The 23,537-nt window shown below is 65.0% G+C and carries 18 protein-coding genes; 14 read left to right on the top strand and 4 right to left on the bottom strand.

Translation table 11 applies throughout. The annotated features are described in order from the left end of the window. The first annotated feature begins 691 nt into the window (after positions 1-691). From V0R62_RS10175 to V0R62_RS10230, 12 genes are all read left to right on the top strand, one after another. Positions 692-2,008 carry a nucleotide sugar dehydrogenase gene (locus V0R62_RS10175; RefSeq protein ID WP_050704345.1) on the top strand — a complete coding sequence of 439 codons (1,317 nt, stop codon included), beginning with the start codon at positions 692-694 and terminating at the stop codon, positions 2,006-2,008. Between the two features lie 71 nt (positions 2,009-2,079). Next, a complete protein-coding gene (locus V0R62_RS10180; protein WP_408005664.1) occupies positions 2,080-3,561 on the top strand; it encodes a glycosyltransferase family 2 protein in 1,482 nt (493 codons plus the stop codon). A 34-nt stretch (positions 3,562-3,595) separates the two neighbouring features. Next, positions 3,596-4,762: an alginate biosynthesis protein Alg44 gene (locus V0R62_RS10185; RefSeq protein WP_330103625.1), complete on the top strand. Its 1,167-nt coding sequence runs from the start codon at positions 3,596-3,598 to the stop codon at positions 4,760-4,762. Between the two features lie 12 nt (positions 4,763-4,774). Next, the gene (gene algK, locus V0R62_RS10190; RefSeq protein WP_330103626.1) at positions 4,775-6,310 is read left to right on the top strand and encodes an alginate biosynthesis TPR repeat lipoprotein AlgK; all 1,536 of its coding nucleotides are present in this window, start codon (positions 4,775-4,777) and stop codon (positions 6,308-6,310) included. Beyond that, complete coding sequence (locus V0R62_RS10195; RefSeq protein ID WP_330103627.1) at positions 6,307-7,785, top strand: alginate export family protein; 1,479 nt, start codon at positions 6,307-6,309, stop codon at positions 7,783-7,785. Before algK ends, V0R62_RS10195 begins: the two co-directional genes overlap by 4 nt. Before the next feature lie 19 nt (positions 7,786-7,804). Beyond that, positions 7,805-9,361: a mannuronan 5-epimerase AlgG gene (gene algG, locus V0R62_RS10200; protein WP_330103628.1), complete on the top strand. Its 1,557-nt coding sequence runs from the start codon at positions 7,805-7,807 to the stop codon at positions 9,359-9,361. A gap of 13 nt (positions 9,362-9,374) precedes the next feature. Continuing rightward, positions 9,375-10,820, top strand: a complete 1,446-nt coding sequence (locus V0R62_RS10205; RefSeq protein ID WP_330103629.1) for an alginate O-acetyltransferase — start codon at positions 9,375-9,377, stop codon at positions 10,818-10,820. 7 nt (positions 10,821-10,827) lie between these two features. Then, positions 10,828-11,931 (top strand): mannuronate-specific alginate lyase, encoded by a 1,104-nt coding sequence (locus V0R62_RS10210; RefSeq protein WP_330103630.1) that lies wholly within the window; start codon positions 10,828-10,830, stop codon positions 11,929-11,931. 214 nt (positions 11,932-12,145) lie between these two features. Beyond that, entirely contained in the window at positions 12,146-13,603 is a 1,458-nt protein-coding gene (locus tag V0R62_RS10215; protein WP_110735821.1) for an MBOAT family O-acyltransferase, read from the top strand. A 10-nt stretch (positions 13,604-13,613) separates the two neighbouring features. Further along, complete coding sequence (locus V0R62_RS10220) at positions 13,614-14,771, top strand: alginate O-acetyltransferase (protein ID WP_330103631.1); 1,158 nt, start codon at positions 13,614-13,616, stop codon at positions 14,769-14,771. Positions 14,772-14,791: 20 nt separating this feature from the next. Continuing rightward, positions 14,792-15,439, top strand: coding sequence for an alginate O-acetyltransferase AlgF (locus tag V0R62_RS10225; protein ID WP_330103632.1), 648 nt, complete (start codon positions 14,792-14,794; stop codon positions 15,437-15,439). A 35-nt stretch (positions 15,440-15,474) separates the two neighbouring features. Next, positions 15,475-16,929 carry a mannose-1-phosphate guanylyltransferase/mannose-6-phosphate isomerase gene (locus tag V0R62_RS10230; protein WP_203650646.1) on the top strand — a complete coding sequence of 485 codons (1,455 nt, stop codon included), beginning with the start codon at positions 15,475-15,477 and terminating at the stop codon, positions 16,927-16,929. Positions 16,930-16,988: 59 nt separating this feature from the next. On the opposite strand, the gene V0R62_RS10235 is transcribed toward V0R62_RS10230, so the two are convergent. After that, the gene (locus V0R62_RS10235) at positions 16,989-17,450 is read right to left on the bottom strand and encodes a hypothetical protein (protein WP_330103633.1); all 462 of its coding nucleotides are present in this window, start codon (positions 17,448-17,450) and stop codon (positions 16,989-16,991) included. Positions 17,451-17,697: 247 nt separating this feature from the next. Here V0R62_RS10235 and V0R62_RS10240 point away from each other — a divergent pair, with 247 nt between their 5' ends. After that, positions 17,698-18,162, top strand: a complete 465-nt coding sequence (locus tag V0R62_RS10240) for a multidrug transporter (RefSeq protein ID WP_186712914.1) — start codon at positions 17,698-17,700, stop codon at positions 18,160-18,162. A 58-nt stretch (positions 18,163-18,220) separates the two neighbouring features. Continuing rightward, entirely contained in the window at positions 18,221-19,033 is an 813-nt protein-coding gene (locus tag V0R62_RS10245) for an SDR family oxidoreductase (RefSeq protein WP_330103634.1), read from the top strand. Positions 19,034-19,124: 91 nt separating this feature from the next. On the opposite strand, the gene V0R62_RS10250 is transcribed toward V0R62_RS10245, so the two are convergent. The 3 genes from V0R62_RS10250 to V0R62_RS10260 all read right to left on the bottom strand — a co-directional run bounded on the left by V0R62_RS10250 (position 19,125) and on the right by V0R62_RS10260 (position 23,299). Continuing rightward, on the bottom strand, positions 19,125-20,519 hold the full coding sequence (locus tag V0R62_RS10250; RefSeq protein WP_330103641.1) for an efflux transporter outer membrane subunit: 1,395 nt from the start codon (positions 20,517-20,519) through the stop codon (positions 19,125-19,127). A gap of 149 nt (positions 20,520-20,668) precedes the next feature. Then, positions 20,669-21,730 (bottom strand): HlyD family secretion protein, encoded by a 1,062-nt coding sequence (locus tag V0R62_RS10255; protein ID WP_330103635.1) that lies wholly within the window; start codon positions 21,728-21,730, stop codon positions 20,669-20,671. Positions 21,731-21,757: 27 nt separating this feature from the next. Beyond that, positions 21,758-23,299: an MFS transporter gene (locus tag V0R62_RS10260; protein WP_330103636.1), complete on the bottom strand. Its 1,542-nt coding sequence runs from the start codon at positions 23,297-23,299 to the stop codon at positions 21,758-21,760. Positions 23,300-23,537 lie beyond the last annotated feature (238 nt).

Genomic DNA, 23,537 nt, shown 5'->3' on the forward strand with positions numbered 1-23,537 from the left:
GACGCCAAAAAACCATCTACCCTATCCTTATTGCAAAACGCCATAAGACCGTTCGTAGTTTTTTGACGAAAATTGAAAAAATTTTTCGCATGCTGGCCTATAACCATCCTCCTGCGATTTCGCCCTTTATATACGGGGACGAAACTGCTGCGTGCTATCAGATTGAAAGTATTTCCCTCTGAAAAAATATTTAGAAATCTTTCATCGTGACGAAACCGCCCCCGGAACTTCTGCCAAGGGACATGGCTCATAGCACCCGTAACGAGTTTCAAGCGCCCAGCGTGAGAGATGACTTACAGATGACAAAGGGCCGCCATTCTCAACCGGCCCGAAAACTTCAACGGCGGTACAGGAAGTGCCAAAAGCCATGAACCATGCAGGAGGCAAGCGCCCCTAAAATTCGTCCTAGTGGTTGATTTCAAAGGATTTATCCACTTGAAAAAACAAGCACAGCACTTCACCAACGGTGAATTGCAATAAAGACGGCTGCATTTCAGGGCACGCCATTTTTAATACTGGCCTTTGACTGCCAACTTTGAGTGCATAACTTTTTGCGCTCCGGATTTATTCATGCCTGCGTTCGGTGAAGTGTCAATTCGCCATGGATCCGTGCGCCCTAAAACTGCTGGTCAATCAACCCGGTCGGCTCTTCGCTGAAGGGCTGGCGTGATAAACACACGAGGTGAATGCGATGCGTATCAGCATCTTTGGTTTGGGTTATGTGGGTGCAGTCTGTGCAGGTTGCCTGTCGGCACGAGGCCACGAAGTGATTGGTGTGGACGTGTCCAGCACCAAGATCGACCTGATCAACAAGGGCAAGTCGCCCATCGTCGAACCGGGCCTGGAAGAACTGCTGCAGCAAGGCATCGCCAACGGCCGCCTGCGCGGCACTACCGACTTCGCCGAGGCCATCCGCGCCAGCGACGTGTCGATGATCTGCGTCGGCACGCCGAGCAAGAAGAACGGCGACCTGGGCCTGGAATACATCGAGTCGGTGTGCCGCGAGATCGGCTACGTGCTGCGCGACAAGGCCAGCCGTCACACCGTGGTGGTGCGCAGCACCGTGCTGCCGGGCACCGTGAAGAACGTGGTCATTCCGATTCTGGAAGACTGCTCGGGCAAGAAGGCCGGCGTCGACTTCGGCGTCGCGGTCAACCCTGAGTTCCTGCGCGAAAGTACCGCGATCAAGGACTATGACCAGCCACCGATGACCGTCATCGGCGAACTGGACAGCGCCAGCGGCGACGTGCTGCAGGCCCTGTACGAAGAGCTCGACGCGCCGATCATCCGCAAGCCGGTCGAAGTGGCCGAGATGATCAAGTACACCTGCAACGTCTGGCACGCGACCAAGGTCACCTTTGCCAACGAAATCGGCAACATCGCCAAGGCCGTCGGCGTCGATGGCCGCGAGGTGATGGACGTGGTCTGCCAGGACAAAGCGCTGAACCTGTCGCAGTACTACATGCGCCCGGGCTTCGCCTTCGGCGGCTCATGCCTGCCGAAGGACGTGCGCGCTCTCACCTACCGCGCCGCCAGCCTCGACGTGCGCGCCCCGCTGCTCGACTCGCTGATGCGCAGCAACGAATCCCAGGTGCAGAACGCCTTCGACATCATCGAGAGCCACGACAAGCGCAAGGTCGCCCTGCTCGGCCTTTCGTTCAAGGCCGGCACCGACGACCTGCGCGAAAGCCCGCTGGTGGAGCTGGCCGAACGCCTGATCGGCAAGGGCTACCAGCTCGACATCTACGACCAGAACGTCGAGTACGCCCGTGTCCACGGCGCCAACAAGGACTACATCGAGTCGAAGATCCCCCACGTTTCCTCCTTGCTCAACGCCAACTTCGAGCAGGTGGTGGACAACGCCGAGATCATCATCCTGGGCAACCGTGACGAGCAGTTCCGTGCCCTGGCCCAGCAGGCGCCGGAAGGCAAGCAGGTGATCGACCTGGTCGGCTTCATGAGCAAGCCGACCTGCGCCACCAGCCGCACCGAAGGTATCTGCTGGTAAACCCGGCCGGGCGGCGCGTCCCTCCCCAGCGCGCCGCCCGCCCTCCCCCGAATTCTCGACGGATGCCGAACATGCAAAGGTTCCAGACCATGCTGCTGCAATGCGCCGGCTGGCTGCTCTACATGAGCCTGCTCATGCTGATCGCCCTGGCCCTGCCCAGCGATATCTTCGACTCGCAGTCGAAGCACTTCATCTTCCTGGTCGGCGCTGTCGGCATCTGGCGCTACTCCATGGGCGCCACCCATTTCATCCGCGGCATGATCTTCCTGTACATCGTGTACCCCTACCTGCGCCGCAAGGTGCAGAAACTCGGCAAGGCCGCCGATCCGTCGCACGTGTACCTGATGGTCACCAGCTTTCGCATCGAGGCCCTGACCACCGCCCAGGTGTACAGCTCGGTGATCCGCGAGGCGATCGACTGCGGCTTTCCCACCACCGTGGTCTGCTCGCTGGTGGAGAAGTCCGACGAGCTACTGGTGAAAAGCCTGTGGGCCAAGTACAACCCGCCGTCCCACGTGACCCTCGACATCGTGCGCATCGCCGGCACCGGCAAGCGTGACGGCCTGGCCTATGGTTTCCGCGCCATCTCGCGGATGCTGCCGGACGAAAACGCCGTGGTGGCGGTGATCGACGGCGACACCGTGCTGGCCGAGGGCGTGGTGCGCAAGACCGTGCCATGGTTCGGCCTGTACCCCAACGTCGGTGGCCTGACCACCAACGAGTTCTGCGAAGTGCGCGGCGGCTACATCATGAGCGAGTGGCACAAGCTGCGCTTCGCCCAGCGCCACATCAACATGTGCTCCATGGCCCTGTCCAAGCGCGTGCTGACCATGACCGGGCGCATGTCGATGTTCCGCGCAAGCGTGGTGACCAACCCCGAGTTCATCGCCGACGTCGAGAGCGACTCGCTGATGCACTGGCGCCTGGGCCGCTTCAAGTTCCTCACCGGCGACGACAAGTCCAGCTGGTTCAGCCTGATGCGCCTGGGCTACGACACCTTCTACGTGCCCGATGCCGCGATCAACACGGTCGAGCACCCGCCGGAAAAAAGCTTCATCAAGGCCAGCCGCAAGCTGATGTACCGCTGGTACGGCAACAACCTGCGGCAGAACTCCCGCGCCCTGGGCCTGGGCCTCAAGCGCCTGGGACTGTTCACCAGCATCGTGCTGCTCGACCAGCGCGTGTCGATGTGGACCAGCCTGCTGGGCCTGACCGTGGCGGTGATCGCCAGCTTCAAGTTCGGCCTGCAGTTCCTGCTGGTGTACCTGCTGTGGATCGGCATCACCCGCCTGATCCTCACCGTCATGCTGCTGTGCTCGGGCCACAACGTCGGCCCGGCCTACCCGCTGATTCTCTATTACAACCAGATCGTCGGCGCGGTGATGAAGATCTATGTGTTCTTCCGCCTCGACAGGCAGTCCTGGACCCGCCAGCCCACTGCCCTCAAGCGCGACCTCGCAAGTTTTCAACAATGGTTCAACACCTGGTCCTCGCGGACCATGACCTTCTCGGCCGCGAGCATCTTCGTCGCCGTGCTGTTCATGGTCGTGTGAGCCCCCGGATCGGACAACAGGAACGAATATCGCCATGAATACCGCCGTGAACGTCAATGTCGTGCATGAATCCGAAGCGCAGCGCCAGCACGCCCGGGTGCGCATCCCCGCCAAGCTGCGCTACCTGGACGGCAACCGCGAAGCGCACGAGGTGAAGGTCGACGACCTGTCCGCCGGAGGCCTGTCCTTCCACGCGAAAAAACCGCTGCCGGAAGGCGAAGTGCTGCGCGGTCGCCTGCAGTTCGTGGTCGACAACCTCGGCCTGTCGATGGACGTCGAACTGCTGGTGCGTACCAGCAGCCGCGAGACCGCCCGCACCGGCGCCGAGTTCCAGAACCTCGAACCGCGCGACATCGCCACCCTGCGCCACATCATCACCAGCCACCTGTCCGGCGAGCTGATCAGCGTCGGCGACGTGCTCAGTACCCTGCAGCGCGACAACTTCACCAAGGCGCGCAAGCAGAAGGACGGTGGCTCGGGCCTTTCCGCCTTCGGCCGCCTGCGCGCGGTCAGCGTGACAGCCGGGGTGTTCGTGGTCGGCCTGGTGGCCTTCGGCTTCGTCGCCAAGTCGCTGTACGGCCTGTACTTCGTCAGTCATGCCGAGGCTGGTGTGGTCGCGGTGCCCACCACCAACGTCACCATGCCCCGCGACGGCAGTCTGCAGAGCCTGGTGGAAAGCGGCGCGACCGTGGCCAAGGGCGCACCGCTGGCGACCTTCAACACCAGCATGCTCGACCTGCTCAAGGGCCACCTGGACGACTCGCAACTGGAGCCGGCCAAGGTCGAGGAGCTGTTCGGCAAGCAGCTATCCGGCACCCTCACCAGCCCGTGCGACTGCGTGGTCTCGCGCCAGCTGGTGGATGACGGCCAGTACGCCAGCAAGGGCCAGCCGGTGTTCGCGCTGATCCCGCGCACCAGCGTCCCGACCATCGAGGCGCGCTTCAGCTATCGCCAGTTCGACGAAGTGAAGCCGGGCACCCGGGTCAACTTCCAGATCGCCGGCGAGGACGAAGCGCGCACCGGACGGATCACCGGCAGCTCCAGCCTGGACACCGACAACCTGGCCTCCGACATCCGCGTGCAGATCAAGCCCGACGGCGGCCTGCCGGCCGAGCTCGCCGGGCGCCCGGCCGCGGTCAACAGCGACCGTGGCCCGTCGCTGAACTGGCTGATCGACAAGGCCGTGGCCCGTGGGTTGTAAGAGGATCGGACGATGAAACCTTTGAATGGTTTTTCTCCTGCTGGAGTGGCGTCGCCTGGATCGCGGCACAAGGCCGCTCCTACAGGGACCGCGCCGCACCCTGTAGGAGTGGGCTTGCCCCGCGATCGAGCGCAAAGCGCTCGCCCCTACACCTGGTGCACCCTGGCCCTGGCCATCACCCTGGCCGGCTGCGCCGGCCTGCCCGACCAGCGCCTGGCCAATGAAGCGCTCAAGCGCGGCGACACCGCCACAGCCGAGCGCAACTACAAGGCCCTGGCCGACCTCGGCTACAGCGATGCCCAGGTAGGCCTGGCCGATATCCAGGTCGCCACCCGCGACCCGGCGCAACTCAAGGAGGCCGAGGCCACCTATCGCGCCGCCGCCGCCACCTCGCCCCGTGCCCAGGCGCGTCTCGGCCGCCTGCTGGTGGCCAAGCCCGACAGTACCCAGGCCGAGCGTGAAGAAGCCGAGTCGCTGCTCAAGCTCGCCGCGCAACAAGGCGAAGGCAACACCCTTATCCCCCTGGCGATGCTCTACCTGCAGTACCCGCAGAGCTTCCCCAAGGTCAACGCCCAGCAGCAGATCGACCAGTGGCGCGCCGCCGGCAACCCCGAGGCGGGCCTGGCCCAGGTCCTGCTGTACCGCACCCAGGGCACCTACGACCAGCACCTGGGCGATGTGGAGAAGATCTGCAAGGCGGCGCTGGCCACCACCGACATCTGCTACGTCGAACTGGCCACCGTCTACCAGAAACGCGCCCAGCCCGACCAGCAGGCCGCCCTGCTCGAACAACTGAAGGCCGCCCATGCCCGTGGCGCCGTGCCGGCCACCCGGGTCGACAGCGTCGCCCGCGTGCTGGCCGACCGCAGCCTCGGCCAGACCGACGAGAAGACCGCCAAGGACCTGCTCGAACACATCGCCCCGGCCAACCCGGCCTCGTGGGTGAGCCTGGCGCAACTGCTCTACGACTTCCCCGAGCTGGGTGACACCGACCAGCTGATGGCCTACATCGACAAGGGCCGCGAGGCCGAGCAGCCCCGCGCCGAACTGCTGCTGGGCCGCCTCTACTACGAAGGCAAGACCGTGCCCGCCGACGCCCAGAAGGCCCAGGAACACCTGCAGGCCGCCGCCGATGCCGGCGAGGTCAGCGCCGACTACTACCTCGGCCAGCTCTACCGCCGTGGCTACCTGGGCCAGGTCGAGCCGCAGAAAGCCGTGGACCACCTGCTGGCCGCCGCCCGCGGCGGCCAGAACAGCGCCGACTACGCCCTGGCCCAGCTGTTCAGCGAAGGCCACGGCATCCGCCCGGCACCGACCAATGCCTGGGTGTTCGCCCAGCTCTCACAGGTCAATCCGACCCCGCAGTCGACCGAACTGCTGCAACAGCTCGACCAGCAGCTCACGCCCGACCAGCGCAGCCAGGCGCAGAACCTGCTGGCGCAGGAGAAGCAGGCACGCGGCAGCATGGCCCAGGGCGCCAATAGCACCCTGGCCATCGAAGCGCTGCAGGACGAGAAAGACGACGTAGACGCCGAGGATTCGCTATGACGCTCAACCCCTTCGTGAAAGCCGGCATCGGCCTGGGCTTCGCCCTGCTGTGGTCGATGCCGACCCTGGCGGCCGAAACCGCGCAGAAGAACTTCGGCCTCGACGTGAAGATCACCGGTCAGTCCGAGGACGACCGCGACCTGGGCACCCGCTCCGGCGGCGACGTCAACGGCCTGGGCCTGGACCTGCGGCCCTGGGTGTACGGCGAGCGCGGCCACTGGAGCGCCTTCGCCATGGGCCAGGCGGTGGCCGCCACCGACATCATCGAGACCGACACCCTGCGCCAGAACGACGACGGCACCACCAGCGACAACGGCGACGACAGCCGCAAGCCGGACAAGAGCTACCTGGCCATGCGCGAGTTCTGGATCGGCTACAGCGGCCTGACCCCCTACCCAGGCGAGCAGCTGCGCTTCGGCCGCCAGCGCCTGCGCAGCGACGACGGCATGTGGCGCGACACCAACATCGAGGCGCTGAACTGGACCTTCGACACCACCCTGCTCAAGGCCGATCTGGGCGTGGCCCAGCGCTTCAGCGAATACCGCACCGACCTCACCGAGCTGGCCCCGGAGGACAAGGACCGCACCCACGTCTACGGCAACGTCGCCACGCAGTGGACGCCCGGCCACTGGGTCGGCCTGCGCGCCCACCACAGCCATGACGGCGGCAGCCTGAAAAGCCCCGGCGAAACCGTCGACGCCCTCGACAAGACCCGCACCGGCGATCTCACCTGGCTGGGCCTGGAGGCCAACAGCGACGCCTACAACTGGCGCAACGACCATACCGTCAACTACTGGGGCAGCGTCACCTGGCTGACCGGCGATCGCGACACCCTCAGCAGCCAGGCAGTGGGCAACGACCAGGTCGCCACCGGCAAGCAGAGCGGCGACGTCAACGCCTGGGCCACCGACCTCGGCATCCGCCTGCGCCTGGACCCGCAATGGCAGGTCGGCGCGGCCTATGCCCGGGGCAGCGGCGGTGGCGGCAGCGACGGTTCGAACAACTTCGAGCAGACCGGCCTTGAGAGCAACCGCTCCAACTTCACCGGCACCCGCTCGCGCGTGCACCGCTTCGGCGAAGCGTTCCGCGGCGAGCTGGGCAACCTGCAGGCGGCCACCCTGTTCGCCTCCTGGCAACTGCGCGACGACTACGACGCCAGCTTCATCTACCACAAGTTCTGGCGCGTCGACGGCAAGCAGAACATCGGCTCCAGCGGCATCAACGCGGTGGTAGACGACGGTGGCATCAGCCGTCCGCTGGTGCAGGGCGAGAAAGACCTGGGCCAGGAGATGGACGTGGTCGTCACCAAGTACTTCAAGCAAGGCCTGCTGCCGGCCTCGATCAGCCAGTCGATCGATGAGCCGTCGGCCCTGGTGCGCCTGCGCGCTGGCGTATTCAAGCCGGGTGACGCCTACGGCAAGGAGGCCGACTCGTACATGCATCGCGCCTTCGTCGACGTGATCTGGCGCTACTGAGGCCGGGAGAGGATTTGACATGAACCTGCACCCGAACCTTCGCCACAGCCTGCTGGCCAGCGCCCTGCTGCTGGCCGCAGGCCTGGCCCAGGCCGCCGAGCCGGAAATGGCCAAGGGGCTGCAACAGGCCAAGACCTACACCGTTGCCAGTGCGCCGATCGAGCCGCTGCTGATGGACCCGCCCAAGCTGCCCGACCTGTCCGGCTACACCGCCGAGGCCGTGCAGAAGAAGATCGACCGCCGCCACAAAGGCAAGGTCAGCGTGCGCCGCATGCTCCAGGAGGACACCCTCAAGGAGTTCATCGGCGGCGACAACAAGGGCGCCGAGTGGGTGCGTCGCCAGCACGGCATTCCCCAGGCGATCTTCGTCGACGACGGGCATGTCGACCTGGTGGAACTGAGCAAAAAGGTGCCCGACCAGTACCTGCGCGAGACCGCGCCGGGCGTCTACCTCGCGCGCCTGCCAATCGTGGTCGGGCGCAAGGGCGTGCTGGAGATCGACGGCAAGGTCAAGGAACTGCGCCTGTCCGAAGAGGCCGGCTCGTTCATCGTCAACGACGGCAAGCTGTTCGTCAGCGATACCCAGGTGACCGGCTGGCGCGAGCAGGCCAATGGCCCGGCGACCTTCCGCAAGCCCGACCAATTCCGCCCGTTCCTGCTCAGCTGGGGCGGCACCGAGACCTATATCGTCAACAGCAAGATGGCCAGCTTCGGCTACGCCAAGTCCAAGTCGTACGGCGTGAGTATCTCGCAGTACACGCCGAACATGGCCAAGCAGATGGGCCGCCCGGAACCCACCGGCTGGATCATCGGCTCCGAGTTCAGCGACATGTGGTACGGCTTCTACTGCTACGAGACCCAGGACTTCGTGATCAAGGACTCGACCTACCGCGACAACATCGTCTACGGCATCGACCCCCACGACCGCTCGCACCGCCTGATCATCGCCGGCAACACCGTTTACGGCACCAAGAAGAAGCACGGGATCATCGTTTCGCGCGAGGTCAACGACAGCTGGATCATCAACAACAAGAGCTACGACAACAAGCTCTCGGGCGTGGTGATCGACCGCAACAGCGTCAACAACCTGATCGCCTACAACGACATCTACCGCAACCACACCGACGGCATCACCCTGTACGAAAGCGGCGACAACCTGATCTGGGGCAACAAGCTGATCAACAACCGTCGCCACGGCATCCGCGTGCGCAACAGCGTGAACATCCGCCTGTACGAGAACGTCGCCATGGCCAACGGCCTGGTGGGTGTGTACGGGCACATCAAGGACCTTTCCGACACCGACCGCGACATCGCCCTCGACCCGTTCGACACCAAGGTGTCGCTGATCGTGGTCGGCGGCGAGCTGGCGGCCAACGGCTCCGGCCCGCTGTCGATCGATTCGCCCCTGTCGGTGGAGCTGTACAAGGTGTCGATGCTGATGCCGCGCAAGGCCAACGGCATCAGCTTCAACGGCGTACTCGGCGAGCGCCAGGACGAAATCCTCGACCTGCTGGTGCGCCAGCAGAAGGCCGTGCTGATCGACCCGGTCGAACGCCAGACCGAAATGATCGACTAAGGAAGCCCAGACCATGACTCCACACCTGATGAAACTGCTGGGCCTGTCCGCCGCCCTCCTGGCCATCAGCCAGGGCGTGCGCGCCGAAGAGGTCAAGGCGCCGACCTTCAGCGCCGAGCCCTGCTGCCAGCTGTGCCCCGAGGCCCACGACGCCAGCCGCTACACCACGCGCTACCAGCAGAACTTCACCACCCTGGTGCAGGCCCAGGGCGACTGGCTGTTCCGCACCCGCGAAGACCTGCGCACCGAATTCGACACCACCCCGGGCGGCTACAAGCGCCTGCAGCAGGTGCACGACGCGTTCAAGAAGCGCGGCGTCGAGCTGGTGGTGGTGTACCAGCCGACCCGTGGCCTGGTGAACCGCAACATGCTCAAGCCCGAGGAAAAGGCCGCCTTCGATTACCAGAAGGCCCTGCGCAACTACCAGGCCATGCTCCAGCGCTTCGCCAAGATGGGCTACAACGTGCCCGACCTGTCGCCGCTGACCAACGAGCAACTGGCCGCGGCCGACCAGGGCAAGGACTTCTACTTCCGCGGCGACCAGCACTGGACGCCCTACGGCGCCGAGCGCGCGGCGAAGATCGTCGCCGACACCGTGCACCAGATGCCGGCCTTCGCAGGCATCCCGCGCAAGGAATTCGAGACCAAAAAATCCGGACGCATGGGCAAGACCGGCACCCTGCACAACGTCGCCGGCCAGCTGTGCGGCACCAGCTATGCGGTGCAGTACATGGACCAGTTCGCCACCGAGCCCAAGGGCGGCGCCAGCGGCGGCGACGACCTGTTCGGCGATTCGGGCAACGCGCAGATCACCCTGGTCGGCACCAGCCACAGCGGCAAGAACTACAACTTCTCCGGCTTCCTCGAGCAGTACATCGGTGCCGATGTGCTCAACGTAGCCTTCCCCGGCGGCGGCCTGGAAGGCTCGATGATCCAGTACCTGGGCAGCGAGGAGTTCCAGAACAACCCGCCGAAGATCCTGGTCTGGGAGTTCTCCCCGCTCTACCGCCTGGACCAGGAAACCATCTGGCGGCAGATCCTCGGCCTGCTCGACGACGGCTGCGACGACCGTCCCGCGCAGATGAGCGCCAGCGCCACCCTCAAGCCCGGCAAGAACGAGCTGATGGTCAACGGCAAGAATGGCGTGATCAAGGACCTGGTCAACCGCAACCACCAGCTCGACATCAAGTTCGAGGACACCTCGGTGAAAGTGCTGCAGGCCACCCTGTGGTACCTCAACGGCCGCCACGAGGACATCAAGATCGAGAAGCCCGAGACCTCCGACACCGATGGGCGCTTCGTCTTCCAGATGCGCGAGGACGAAGACTGGGCAGGCCAGAACCTGCTCGCCCTGGAGGTCCAGGGGCCGGAAAGCGGCACGCAGAAAGTCGAAGCCAAACTCTGCAAACGCAACAACTTCGCCAGCCCCGCGCAGCACACCGCGCAGGCCGGCCAGTGAGGCAAGCATGACAGCCATCCACCGCAAGACCGCACCCGCCCTGCTCGCCCTCGCCCTGTTCGGCGGCGCGGCGCAGGCCGCGCTGGTACCGCCCCAGGGGTACTACGAGGGCATCGAGAAACTCAAGACCGGCGACGGCAATTTCCGCTGCGAGGCCGCGCCCAAGCCCTACACCGGCGCGCTGGTGTTCCGCAGCAAGTACGAAGGTTCGGACAAGGCCCGGGCGACGCTCAATGCCGCCTCGGAGAAAGCCTTTCGCAAATCCACCGAGGACATCACCACCCTCGAGAAGGGCGTGAGCAAGATGGTCGGCCAGTACATGCGCGATGGCCGCCCCGCGCAGCTGGACTGCGCCCTGACCTGGCTCGACACCTGGGCACGCGCCGATGCGCTGATGTCCACCGATTACAACCACACCGGCAAGTCCATGCGCAAATGGGCGCTGGGCAGCATGAGCGGGTCGTGGCTACGTCTGAAGTTCTCCAACTCGCAGCCACTGGCCGCGCACCGGGCCGAGGCCGAGCAGATCGAAAAATGGTTCGTGCGCCTGGCGCGGCAGACCGTGCGCGACTGGAGCGACCTGCCGCTGGAGAAGATCAACAACCACAGCTACTGGGCGGCCTGGTCGGTGATGGCCACCGCGGTGGCCACCGACCGCCAGGACCTCTTCGACTGGGCGGTGAAGGAATACAAGGTCGGTGCCAACCAGGTCGATGAGCAGGGCTTTTTGCCCAACGAGCTCAAGCGCCGCCAGCGCGCCCTGGCCTACCACAACTACGCCCTGCCGCCGCTGGCGATGATCGCCAGCTTCGCCCAGGCCAACGGCGTGGACCTGCGCAAGGAAAACAACTTCGCCCTGCAGCGCCTCGGCGAAGGCGTGCTGGCCGGTGCCCGCGATCCTGTTCATTTCAACACCCGCGCCGGCGTGAAGCAGGACCTCAAGGACCTGAAGATCGACAGCAAGTACGCCTGGCTCGAGCCGTGGTGCGCGCTGTACCGGTGCGTCGGCGACACCCTGGAGCGCAAGCACGACATGCAGCCGTTCAACAGTTTCAGGCTGGGTGGAGATGTGACGCGGGTCTATGACCCGGGCGCAGAGAGCAAGAAATAGGTGTCGCCTGTATTGGGGCCGCTTCGCGGCCCATCGCGACACAAGGCCGCTCCTACAGGGACGGCGCTGATCCTGTAGGAGCGGCCTTGTGTCGCGAAACGAGGGCGAAGCCCTCGCCAGCAATGGTTTAGGCAACAAAGGTTTCCCCTGCATTTTCGCGGGGGGTTTGGGGGGCGCTGTGCCCCGGATGCTGTGAACAACAAGGAGAACCGGGATGGTCTTCTCGTCCAACGTGTTCCTGTTCCTGTTCCTGCCGGTTTTCCTCGGCTTGTACTACGTGAGCGGGAACCGCTATCGCAACCTGCTGCTGCTGGTTGCCAGCTACATCTTCTACGCCTGGTGGCGGGTGGACTTCCTCGCCCTGTTCGCCGGGGTCACCCTGTGGAACTACTGGATCGGCCTGAAAGTCGGCGCCGCCGGCGTGCGCACCAAACCTGCGCAGCGCTGGCTGCTGCTCGGCGTGGGCGTCGACCTGTGCATCCTCGGCTACTTCAAGTACGCCAACTTCGGCGTCGACAGCCTCAACGCGATCATGACCTCGATGGGGCTGGAGCCCTTCATCCTCACCCACGTGTTGCTGCCGATCGGCATCTCGTTCTACATCTTCGAGTCGATCAGCTACATCATCGACGTGTACCGCGGCGACACCCCGGCCACCCGCAACCTGATCGACTTCGCCGCCTTCGTGGCGATCTTCCCGCACCTGATCGCCGGCCCCGTGCTGCGCTTCAAGGACCTGGTCGACCAGTTCAACAACCGTACCCACACCCTGGACAAGTTCTCCGAAGGCTGCACCCGCTTCATGCAGGGCTTCATCAAGAAAGTGTTCATCGCCGACACCCTGGCGGTGGTCGCCGACCACTGCTTCGCCCTGGAAAACCCCACCACCGGAGACGCCTGGCTCGGCGCCCTGGCCTACACCGCGCAGCTGTACTTCGACTTCTCCGGCTACAGCGACATGGCCATCGGCCTGGGCCTGATGATGGGCTTTCGCTTCATGGAAAACTTCAAGCAGCCCTACATCAGCCAGTCGATCACCGAGTTCTGGCGGCGCTGGCACATCAGCCTGTCGACCTGGCTGCGCGACTACCTGTACATCACCCTGGGCGGCAACCGCAAAGGCACCTTCAACACCTACCGCAACCTGTTCCTGACCATGCTGCTGGGCGGGCTGTGGCACGGCGCCAACTTCACCTACATCATCTGGGGCGCCTGGCACGGCATGTGGCTGGCGATCGAACGGGCGCTGGGCCTGGACACCAACCCGCAGCGTTTCAACCCAGTGAAATGGGCCTTCACCTTCCTCCTGGTGGTGGTCGGCTGGGTGATCTTCCGCGCCGAGAACCTGCATGTGGCGGCACGCATGTACGGCGCCATGTTCAGCTTCGGCGACTGGCAGCTGTCGGAACTCAACCGTGCCAACCTCACCGGCCTGCAGGTGGCCACGCTGATCGTCGCCTACCTGACCCTGGCGTTCTTCGGCCTGCGCGACTTCTACCGCAATGCAACGCCAGCGCCCAAGGCCACCCCGGTGCAGGTCAACGCCGACGGCTCGGTGGGCCTGGACTGGACGCGGATCATGACCCGCGCCCTGGTCCTGCTGCTGTTCGCCGCCTCGGTGCTCAAGCTCTCGGCGCAGAGCTACTCACCGTTCCTCTACTTCCAGTTCTGAGGCCCCGATCATGAACCGGACACTTCGCATCACCTATTCGCTGTCGTTCATGGGCCTGCTGGTCGGCCTGGGCGTGGCCTCACTCGGCGGGCTGGAAAGCTTCAACCGCACCGGGCACATGACCTTGCTCAACGGCAAGCTGGCCAAGGCCGCCGAGACCCACTACGACGAGCAGTTCCCGATCAAGCGCCTGGGCACCAACCTGTGGGCCGCGCTGGACTTCAAGCTGTTCAACGAAGGCCGTCCCGGCGTGGTGCTGGGCCGCGACCAGTGGCTGTTCAGCGACGAGGAGTTCAAGCCCACCGCCGGCGCCGAGCAGCTGATGCAGGACAACCTGGCGTTGGTGCGCGGTATCCGCGACGCCCTGCAACGCCACGGCAGCCAGCTGGTGCTGGCGATCGTGCCGGCCAAGGCACGCCTGTACGCCGAGTACATAGGCAAGGAGGCGCCGGCCAGCCTGCACGACGAGCTGTTCAACCGCTTCCACGCCCAGGCGCGCCAGGCCAATGTGTTCGCCCCCGACCTGCTGGCGCCGCTGGAGCAGGCCAAGGCCCGCGGCCAGGTGTTCCTGCGCACCGACACCCACTGGACGCCGATGGGCGCCGAGGTGGTCGCGCAGTCCATCGCCGAGGCGGTCAGCCGTCAGAACCTGCTCGACGGCGAACCCCAGGCGTTCATCACCGAGGCCGGCGCCACCGCGCCGTACAAGGGCGACCTGACCAACTTCCTGCCGCTGGATCCGCTGTTCAGCAACCTGCTGCCGACCCCGGACACCCTGCAGCAACGCAAGACCCACCCGGTGCAGGCCGATGGCGAAGGCGACGACGCGCTGTTCGCCGACAGCCGGATCCCGGTGGCGCTGGTGGGCACCAGCTACAGCGCCAACCCGCACTGGAACTTCCTCGGCGCCCTGCAGCAGGCGTTGCGCAGCGACGTCGCCAATTACGCCGAGGACGGCCATGGCCCGCTGCTGCCGATGCTCAAGTACCTGCAAAGCGACGCTTTCAAGAACGCCCCGCCACAGGTCGTGGTGTGGGAATTCCCCGAACGGTATCTGCCAATGAAGAACGACCTCAGCGCCTTCGATCCGCAGTGGATCGCGCAGCTGAAGAAATCCCGTCAATCCGAAGAAAACCTGGCCCTGTCGTCCAATCGGACGGACCACTGAAGATAGAGAGGAATACGCACATGACCACCAAGACTTCCATTGCCAAAGCCCTCACCCTTGCCGCCGGCCTGTCCCTGGCCTCGCTGCAGGCCTTCGCCGGCGCCGATGCCGCCCTCTATGGCCCGAGCGCGCCGAAGGGCTCGACCTTCGTGCGCCTGTACAACGCCGCCGGCAGCCCCGCCGCCGCATCGGTCGGCAACACCCAGATCAAGCAGGTCGGCGCCCAGGCCAGCAGCGACTTCAGCTTCCTGCCCGGCGGTGACTACACCGCCCAGGTCGGCGGCAAGAGCGTCCCGGTGAAGCTCGCCGCCGACAAGTACTACACCCTGGTCAACAGCAGCAGCGGCAACCCGCAACTGATCGAGGAGCCGCCGTTCAAGAACAAGCAGAAGGCCCTGGTGCGGGTGCAGAACCTCAGCGACAAGTCGCTGACCCTGAAGACCGCCGACGGCAAGACCGAAGTGGTCAGCCCCGTGGCCGCCAAGGGCCGTGGCGAGCGCGAGATCAACCCGGTCAAGGTCAACCTGGCCCTGTATCAAGGCGACAAGAAAGTCAGCGACGTCAAACCCGTCGCCCTGGCGCGCGGCGAAGCCGCCGTGCTGTATGTCACCGGTTCCGGCAACAGCCTGTCGCCGGTGTGGGTCACTCGCCCCGTGGCTAGCAACTGATTCCCCTGCCTCTAAACGACTATTGGAGAAACATGATGATCCCGGTAATTCTTTCTGGTGGTAGCGGTTCGCGTCTGTGGCCTCTGTCGCGCAAGCAGTTCCCCAAGCAGTTCCTGGCCCTGACCGGCGAGCACACGCTGTTCCAGCAGACCATCCAGCGCCTGGTGTTCGACGGCATGGACACCCCCATCGTGGTCTGCAACAAGGACCACAAGTTCATCGTCCAGGAGCAGCTGAATGCGTTGAAGCTGGAAACCCAGGCCATCCTCATGGAGCCGTTCGGCCGCAACACCGCGCCGGCGGTGGCCATGACCGCGATGAAGCTGGTCAACGAAGGCCGTGACGAGCTGATGCTGGTACTGCCGGCCGACCACGTGATCGAGGACCAGAAGGCCCTGCAACGCGCCCTGGCCCTGGCCACCGTGGCCGCCGAACGCGGCGAGATGGTGCTGTTCGGCGTGCCGGCGACCAAGCCCGAGACCGGCTACGGCTACATCCGCTCGAGCCAGGACGCGCTGCTGCCCGAGGGCGTGGCGCGGGTCGCGCAGTTCGTCGAGAAGCCCGACGAGAAACGCGCCAACGAGTTCGTTCGCGCTGGCGGCTACTTCTGGAACAGCGGCATGTTCCTGTTCCGCGCCAGCCGCTTCCTCGAAGAGCTGAAAAAGCACGACCCGGACATCTACGACACCTGCCTGCTGGCCCTGGAGCGCAGCCAGGAAGACGCCGATGCGCTGAGCATCGACGAAGCCACCTTCGCCTGTTGCCCGGACAACTCCATCGACTACGCGGTGATGGAGAAGACCCAGCGCGCCTGCGTGGTGCCGCTGTCGGCCGGCTGGAGCGACGTCGGCTGCTGGTCGTCGCTGTGGGACGTGCACGAGAAGGACGCCGACGGCAACGTCACCAAGGGTGACGTGGTGGTGCAGGACAGCCGCAACTGCATGATCCACGGCAACGGCAAGCTGGTATCGGTGATCGGCCTGGAGAACATCGTGGTGGTCGAGACCAAGGACGCGATGATGATCGCCCACAAGGACAAGGTTCAGGGGGTCAAGCAGCTGGTCAACACCCTCGACGCCCAGGGCCGCACGGAAACCCAGAACCACCTGGAGGTGTACCGCCCGTGGGGCTCGTACGATTCGGTGGACATGGGCGGGCGTTTCCAGGTCAAGCACATCACCGTCAAGCCCGGCGCCAGCCTGTCGCTGCAGATGCACCACCACCGCGCCGAGCACTGGATCGTGGTGTCCGGCACCGCCGAGGTGACCTGCGACGAGAACGTGTTCCTGCTGACCGAGAACCAGTCCACGTATATCCCCATCGCCTCGGTGCACCGCCTGCGCAACCCGGGCAAGATCCCGCTGGAGATCATCGAGGTGCAGTCCGGGAGCTACCTGGGCGAGGATGATATCGAACGGTTCGAGGATGTGTATGGGCGGACTTCGACGCCAGTGGAGCGTGGGGTTTCGGTGAAGACCATCGCGCAGTAAGCATGGCGAGCAGGCCCCCATGGGGGCCTGCTTCCGATCAGAAGATGAACCTTGGATAGTCAGCTGGAAGGCAGGGTGGCCTGCAGTTTCACATTTTTCGCTTTGTGATCGTGACCAACCCTGGCCGTGAAATTGTAATTTGAGAGGTACAGTACACCACCCTCCAACGTGGGCGTGCCCGTGATGTCTGTGCCGATGTGCAAACCACTATTTTTAACAATGAACGCATTCACCACGTTGGGCGAAGCTGAATCAATAGCATTTATATAAAATGCTGTACCCAAGCTCCATTTGTAACCTGAGCCCTCTTGAATCTGTTCACGCGCCATCACAAAGAGCGACGACCCATTTCTCCAAAAGGCGAACTCATTCGCCTGATACTCGCTCCTTCCCATGATGGCTGGCTCGAACTCACCGGATGATACTGAGCTGCCAGGAAACCCAAGCTTACTTTCAAACTTGAAACCCTTTTCTTCCAAGTACTTCTGAAGATCAATACCTTCATTTTTTTCCGAATCCATAGTGATGTCCTCGTCAGCTAACCTATCGGCCCTCGCAGCCAGTCCTGCGCCGCGCCAGTAAATTCATCAGTTTTGCCTCACCTGGTGGTAGCAACGTAACGGTGCTATCAGGGCGGCACAACTGACAGAAATACCAGGTCCCCTACGCTCAACTCGCTCCGCAGTCCGCCCCCTTTCGCCAGAAGCTTCCAGAGCAACCCGTTTTGTCGCTACGATGTCTTCGATGCCATCAGGAGACCTCTCCCCCATGATCATCGGTGCCCTGCTCGTCCTCACCTGGCTGGTCCTGCTGCTGCGCTACCCGGCCAAGGCCCTGCCGATTTCCATGGCCGCCGTCTGTGGGCTGGGGCTGGTGGCGCTGTACGTGGTCTGGCAGGACACCCGCGAAGCCTCGCAACTGGCCCGCCTCGATATCCGCCTGGCCTACGCCCCCGACCAGTGCCCCGCCGACCGTGCCCTGCAGGTACGCATGAAAAACGGCAACAAGGCCCCGCTCAGCGAACTGCGCTGGCGCGTCGGCGCCTATGCCCCCGGTGATACCGTGAACCTGGCCGAGAACACCTACGCCGCCCCGCGCTATCGTGGCCCCGGCGAGTTGCAGCCGGGCGCCGAATGGAGCGATTGCCTGCCATTGCCACCGCTGCGCTCAGGTTATCGACCACAAACCCTGGAGTTCCGTGCCGAGCACCTACAAGGTACATTCGCCAACTGAGCCCGCGATGAGGCCGGTAGCCATGCCCCCTATTTCCAACTGAACACAGGCCCGCCCCATGCCCACCGTCCTGATCACCGGTTGTTCCAGCGGCATCGGCCGCGCCCTGGCCGACGCCTTCCGCGATGCCGGCCATGAAGTCTGGGCCACCGCCCGCAAGCAGCAGGATGTCGAACAGCTGATTGCTGCCGGCTTCAATGCCCGGCAACTGGACGTGAACGACGCCGATGCCCTCGCCCGCCTGGCCGAGGAGCTGCCAAACCTCGATATCCTGATCAACAACGCCGGCTACGGCGCCATGGGCCCGCTGCTCGACGGTGGCGTTGAGGCCATGCGCCAGCAGTTCGAGACCAATGTCTTCGCCCTGGTCGGCGTGACCCAGGCACTGTTCCCGCTGCTGCGCCGCTCCCGAGGGCTGGTGGTGAACATCGGCAGCGTGTCGGGTGTACTGGTGACGCCCTTCGCCGGTGCTTACTGTGCCTCCAAGGCCGCCGTGCACGGGCTGAGCGATGCCCTGCGCCTGGAGCTGGCGCCTTTCGGGATCAGGGTCATGGAGGTGCAGCCGGGGGCGATCGCCTCGCAGTTTGCCAGCAATGCGCAGCAGCAGGCCGAGCAGGTGTTGGCGAGCGATTCGCCGTGGTGGCCGTTGCGCGAGCAGGTACAGGCCCGGGCACGGGCCTCGCAGGATCGACCGACACCGGCGGCGGTTTTCGCCCAGGGGTTGCTGGCGGCGACGCGCAAGTCGCCTGTGCCTGCGCTGGTGCGTATCGGCAATGGCAGCACCGCCCTGCCATTGATGGCCAGAGTGTTGCCGCAGCGGTTACTGGATTGGGTGTTGCGCAAGCGCTTCGGATTGTTGCGACCGCTCTGACGTCATCGCGGGGCAAGTCGCATCGGCGCACCGCCGCTCCCACGCTGCCTGGAGTAGGCGTCGTGAGAGCGGGCTTGCCTCGTGACGCGTTTCAAACCTGGTCGAACGCCTGCCAGCCACCGCCCAGCGCCTTATACAGCCCCACCAGCGCCTGCGACACCGCCGCCGAGCTGTCGATCCACTGCTCTTCGCTGGCCAGCAACGCCGACTGCACCGTCAGCACGTTGAGAAAGTCCACCGCCCCTTCCACATACTGGCGCTGCGCGGTCTCCAGGGCGATGCGGTTCTGCCGCACCGCCTCGGCCAGGTGATCGCGGCGCAACTGGCTGGCGTTATACAGGCGCAGCACATCGTCGATCTCATGCCAGGCGCCGAGCACCACCTTGCGGTAGTTCAGCGCCGCCTCCTGCTGCTGGGCCTCGCGCAGCTCCAGTTGGCCCTTGAGCCGTCCGCCCTCGAAGATCGGCAACGACAGCTGCGGCCCGAAGGCGAACCTGCGCGAATCCCAGGCACCGAAATCGGACAGTTGCATGGCCTGGAAACCGACACTCCCGGACAAGCGGATGCTCGGATAGAAATCGGCCTTGGCCACGCCGATGCTGGCGGTGGCCGCATGCAACCGGGCCTCGGCCTGGCGAATATCCGGGCGGCGTTCGGCCAGCTCCGACGGCACGCCGATGGCAAAGCGCTGCTGCGGCGCGGGCAGCTTACCGTCCGGCAGCAACTGTGCCTGCAAGCTGCGCGGCGGTTCGGCGGCGAGTAAGCTCAGGGCATTGATCAGGTCGTCGCGGCGAGCCTCCAGGGTCGGCAGCCGCGCCTCGATCGACGCCACCTGGGCACTTGCCTGGGCAACGTCGAGCCGGGTGGCGACACCTTCGGCCTGGCGGCCTTCGGACAGTTGCAGGCTGTGCCGGGCGACCTTGAGGTTGTCCTGGGTAATGTCCAGGGTGTGCTGCACGGCCCGCAGCTGGATGTAGTTGCCGGCAGTCTCCGACAACAGCGCCAGCAGCACGCCACGGCGGTCGTTCTCGGCGACCGCCACCGTCGCGTCGGCGGCCTCGACCTGACGGCGCACGCGCCCCCACAGGTCCAGCTCCCAACCGGCGACCAGGTCACCCTGCCACAGGTTGTACGCCGACTTGCCGGACTTGCCAGAGGGGTCATTCAACCCTTCGGCGCTGTTACGTGCCCGGCTGTAGCCTGCATTTGCATCCACCGAAGGCATCTCGTCGGCCGCCACGGTGCTGCGCAAGGCGCGGCTCTGTAGCAGGCGGGCACTGGCCATCTGCAGGTCGAGGTTGCGCTCGGCGACCTTCTGGATCAGTGCGCTCAGCTGGGCGTCGTGGAAGCTGTCCCACCAGCGCAGTTCCAACGGTTCGGCTACCGGCTGGCTGGCCGCTGCCTCACCTTGCAGCGAGGCCCAATCCTTAGGCGCTTCGCTGGACGGACTCTGGAAGTCCGGTCCGAGGGTGCAGCCAGCCAGCATCGCGGCCAGCAGCAAGGGGGTCGCTGCGCGCCCCTTTCGCGGCACAAGGCCGCTCCTACAGGCGACCGCGATCCTCTGTAGGAGCGGCCTTGTGTCGCGAAAGGGCTGCGCAGCAGCCCCGGCGCTCACAATTTTTTCAACCACATTGCTCATCGCGCCGTCACCTCTTTACCGGCCAGCCTGTCGCCATGGGTGTCGATGACCGCCTCCACCGACATGCCCACCCGCAGACGCTCCAACAACGGCTGGCCGTCATCGAAGACGATCTTCACCGGAATGCGTTGCACCACCTTGGTGAAGTTGCCGGTGGCGTTATCCGGCTTCACCGCGGCGAAGGTCACACCCGTAGCCGGGGCGATGCTCTCGACGCGGCCGTGGAGTTTCTCGCCGGAAAAGGTATCGACGCTGATGCTCACCGGCTGGCCCGGCTGCACGTGGGTCAGTTGGGTCTCCTGGAAATTGCCGACGATGTAGGCGCGCTCCAGCGGCACCACCGACAACAGCCGCGCGCCCGGGTTGACGTAGGCGCCGACGCGCAAGGCGCGCTCGCCAACCATGCCGTCCACCGGCGCGGTGATGTGGGTGTAGGACAGATCCAGCCGGGCTTTCTCCAGGCCGGCCTCGGCCCGTTTAAGCTGGCCATCGGCACTGGCCACCTGAGCGCCGAGGATATCCACCTGCTTGCGCGTCGCCACCAGCGCCGCCTGGGTGTTGGCCAGCCGAGCACGGGCCTGGTCGACGCCACTGCGCGCCTGCTGGGCATTCTGCACGGTGCCGGCGCCCTGCTCGGCCAGGCGGCTGTAGCGGGTCACCTCGTGATCGGCGAACGCCGCCTCGGCCTGGGCCGCCTTCACCGCAGCCTCGGCCTGGGCGATCAGCGAAGCCTGGCGCTCGAGGGTGGCGCGGGCATCCAGGCTCTGCGCCCTGGCCACCAGCAACTGGGCCTGGGCCGCGTCGAGGGCGGCCTGGTAGTCGCGCGGGTCGATGGTCGCCAACAACTGGCCGGCCTTCACCTGCTGGTTGTCCTCCACCAGCACCTCCTTGATGAAGCCCGCCACCTTCGGCGCGACCACGGTGTAGTCGGCGGTTACATAGGCGTCGTTGGTGCTCTGGCGATGGTCGCTGCCGAACATCCAGGGGCCGACGATGGCAGCCAGCACGGCCACGGCGAGCACCGAGCCGATAAGGATTGTCTTGCGGTTGTTGGTCATTTCAAGGTCTCGGATTCATCCACGGATTCAGGCCACCGCACGCGGCGGGAAGATCCGGGTAGGCACGAAGGGGATCAGGCAGATCAGGGCGACGGCGATGCCCGCCATCACCAGGTACAGGTCGGCCGAGGTCAGTACCAGGGCCTGTTCATGGATGCGCTTGGCCAGGCCAGCGGCGTTGTCGTCGATCAGTGGCGCGTTGCCCAGGCTGTCGACCAGGTGGTTGGAATGAAAATGCCGGCGCACGGTGCCCAGGGCGTCGAGCAATCCACCAGCGATCACCGCCGACAAACCCTTGACCGTGTTGAACCAGGCAGAAGCGAACGGGCCTTCCTGCGGGGTCATGCCGTTGGTGGACAGCATCAGCAGCGGCAGCACCGCCATCGGCTGGCCGAACACCTGCAGCAGGTAGAACGGGTAGAAGTCGCCGCGGATCCACTGCGACGTCAGCAGGCTGCCGCCCACGCACGAGACCGCCAGCATGGCCAGGCCCACCGCCAGCACCCAGCGGCAGTCCACCGCGCGGATGTTGCACAGCGCCGCGGTCAACGGCAGGGCGATCAATTGCGGCATGGCCACCAACATCATCAGCGGGCTGGTCTGTGCCGGGCGGTAGCCCTGGATCTGCGCCAGGTAGGCGGATGGAATGCTGCCCACTCCCGAAAGCACGATCAGCACCCCGGCCAGGGTCACCAGGGCGAAGCTCAGGTTGCGCCGCGTGAGCATGCGCAACTGGAAGAAAGGCAGTGGCTCGGACCATTCGTTGAACATGAACAGCACCAGCAGCAACACGCCACCGCCGAGCAGCCAGCAGATCAACGGCGAGTCGAACCAGCCCCAGCGGTCGCCCAGCGACAGCCCGAGGACGATGCAACTGATCGCCGGCAGGCCGAGCAGCACGCCGCGCCAGTCCAGTTGCCGGAAGCGCTCGAGGCGCAGCGGATCCTGGGGCAGGCCCCAGCCGACGCAGGCGATCGCCAGCAGCGAGGGCAGGATGATCTGCCAGAACGCCCACTGCCAGCCGACGTACTCGGTCCACAGGCCCGCCAACGGCGTGCCGAGGTTCGGCCCGAAGGTAGCGGTCAGGGCGTAGCAGGCCAGGCCGTAGACCTTGATGCCCGGTGGCAGGAAACGCAGCGCCACGCTCATCAGCATCGGCGGCAAGGCGCCCGAGGCGAAGCCCTGCAGCACGCGCAGCAGCATCAGGCTGTGCAGGTTAGGGGCGAAGGGTTGGATCAGGCCGAGCACGGCGAACAGGCCGACGGCGCTCATGGTGAAGCGGCGCAACGAGAAGGTGGTGGCCAGCCAGGGCGCGAAGGCCATGGCCGAGACCGAGGCGGCGGCATACACCGCCAGCAGCCAGGCGCCCTCGTCGGCGCCGATGCCCATGGCGCCACGAATGTCGCTCAGGGAAATCTTGGTCACCGCCTCGTTGAGCCCGGCGCACAGCACCGCCAGCAACACGCCGAACAGCCCGACCACCACCCGCAGGCCGAACGCCGTCTGCGCGGGGGCGGCCGGTGCGGGGGCAGCGGCCAGCGCGGCGGAGGGCGCGGTCAGGGAACTCATGGATAGACATCTCCAGCAACAAATTCAGGGCTGGAGCAAGTCTATGAAGGTCGAATGCTGACGAAAACTGACTTGTTGGCAGGTTTATGTTGCGTCAGACGCAATCCATGAAGATTGTGCATCCCCTGTAGGAGCGGCCTTGTGTCGCGAAAGGGCCGCATAGCGGCCCCCGAATTTCGGCGTTAACGCAAAGATCGCCGGGGCCGCTGCGCGGCCCTTTCGCGACACAAGGCCGCGC

The sequence above is a fragment of the Pseudomonas carassii genome, from assembly GCF_036324045.1.
GTDB classification, from domain to species: domain Bacteria; phylum Pseudomonadota; class Gammaproteobacteria; order Pseudomonadales; family Pseudomonadaceae; genus Aquipseudomonas; species Aquipseudomonas peradeniyensis.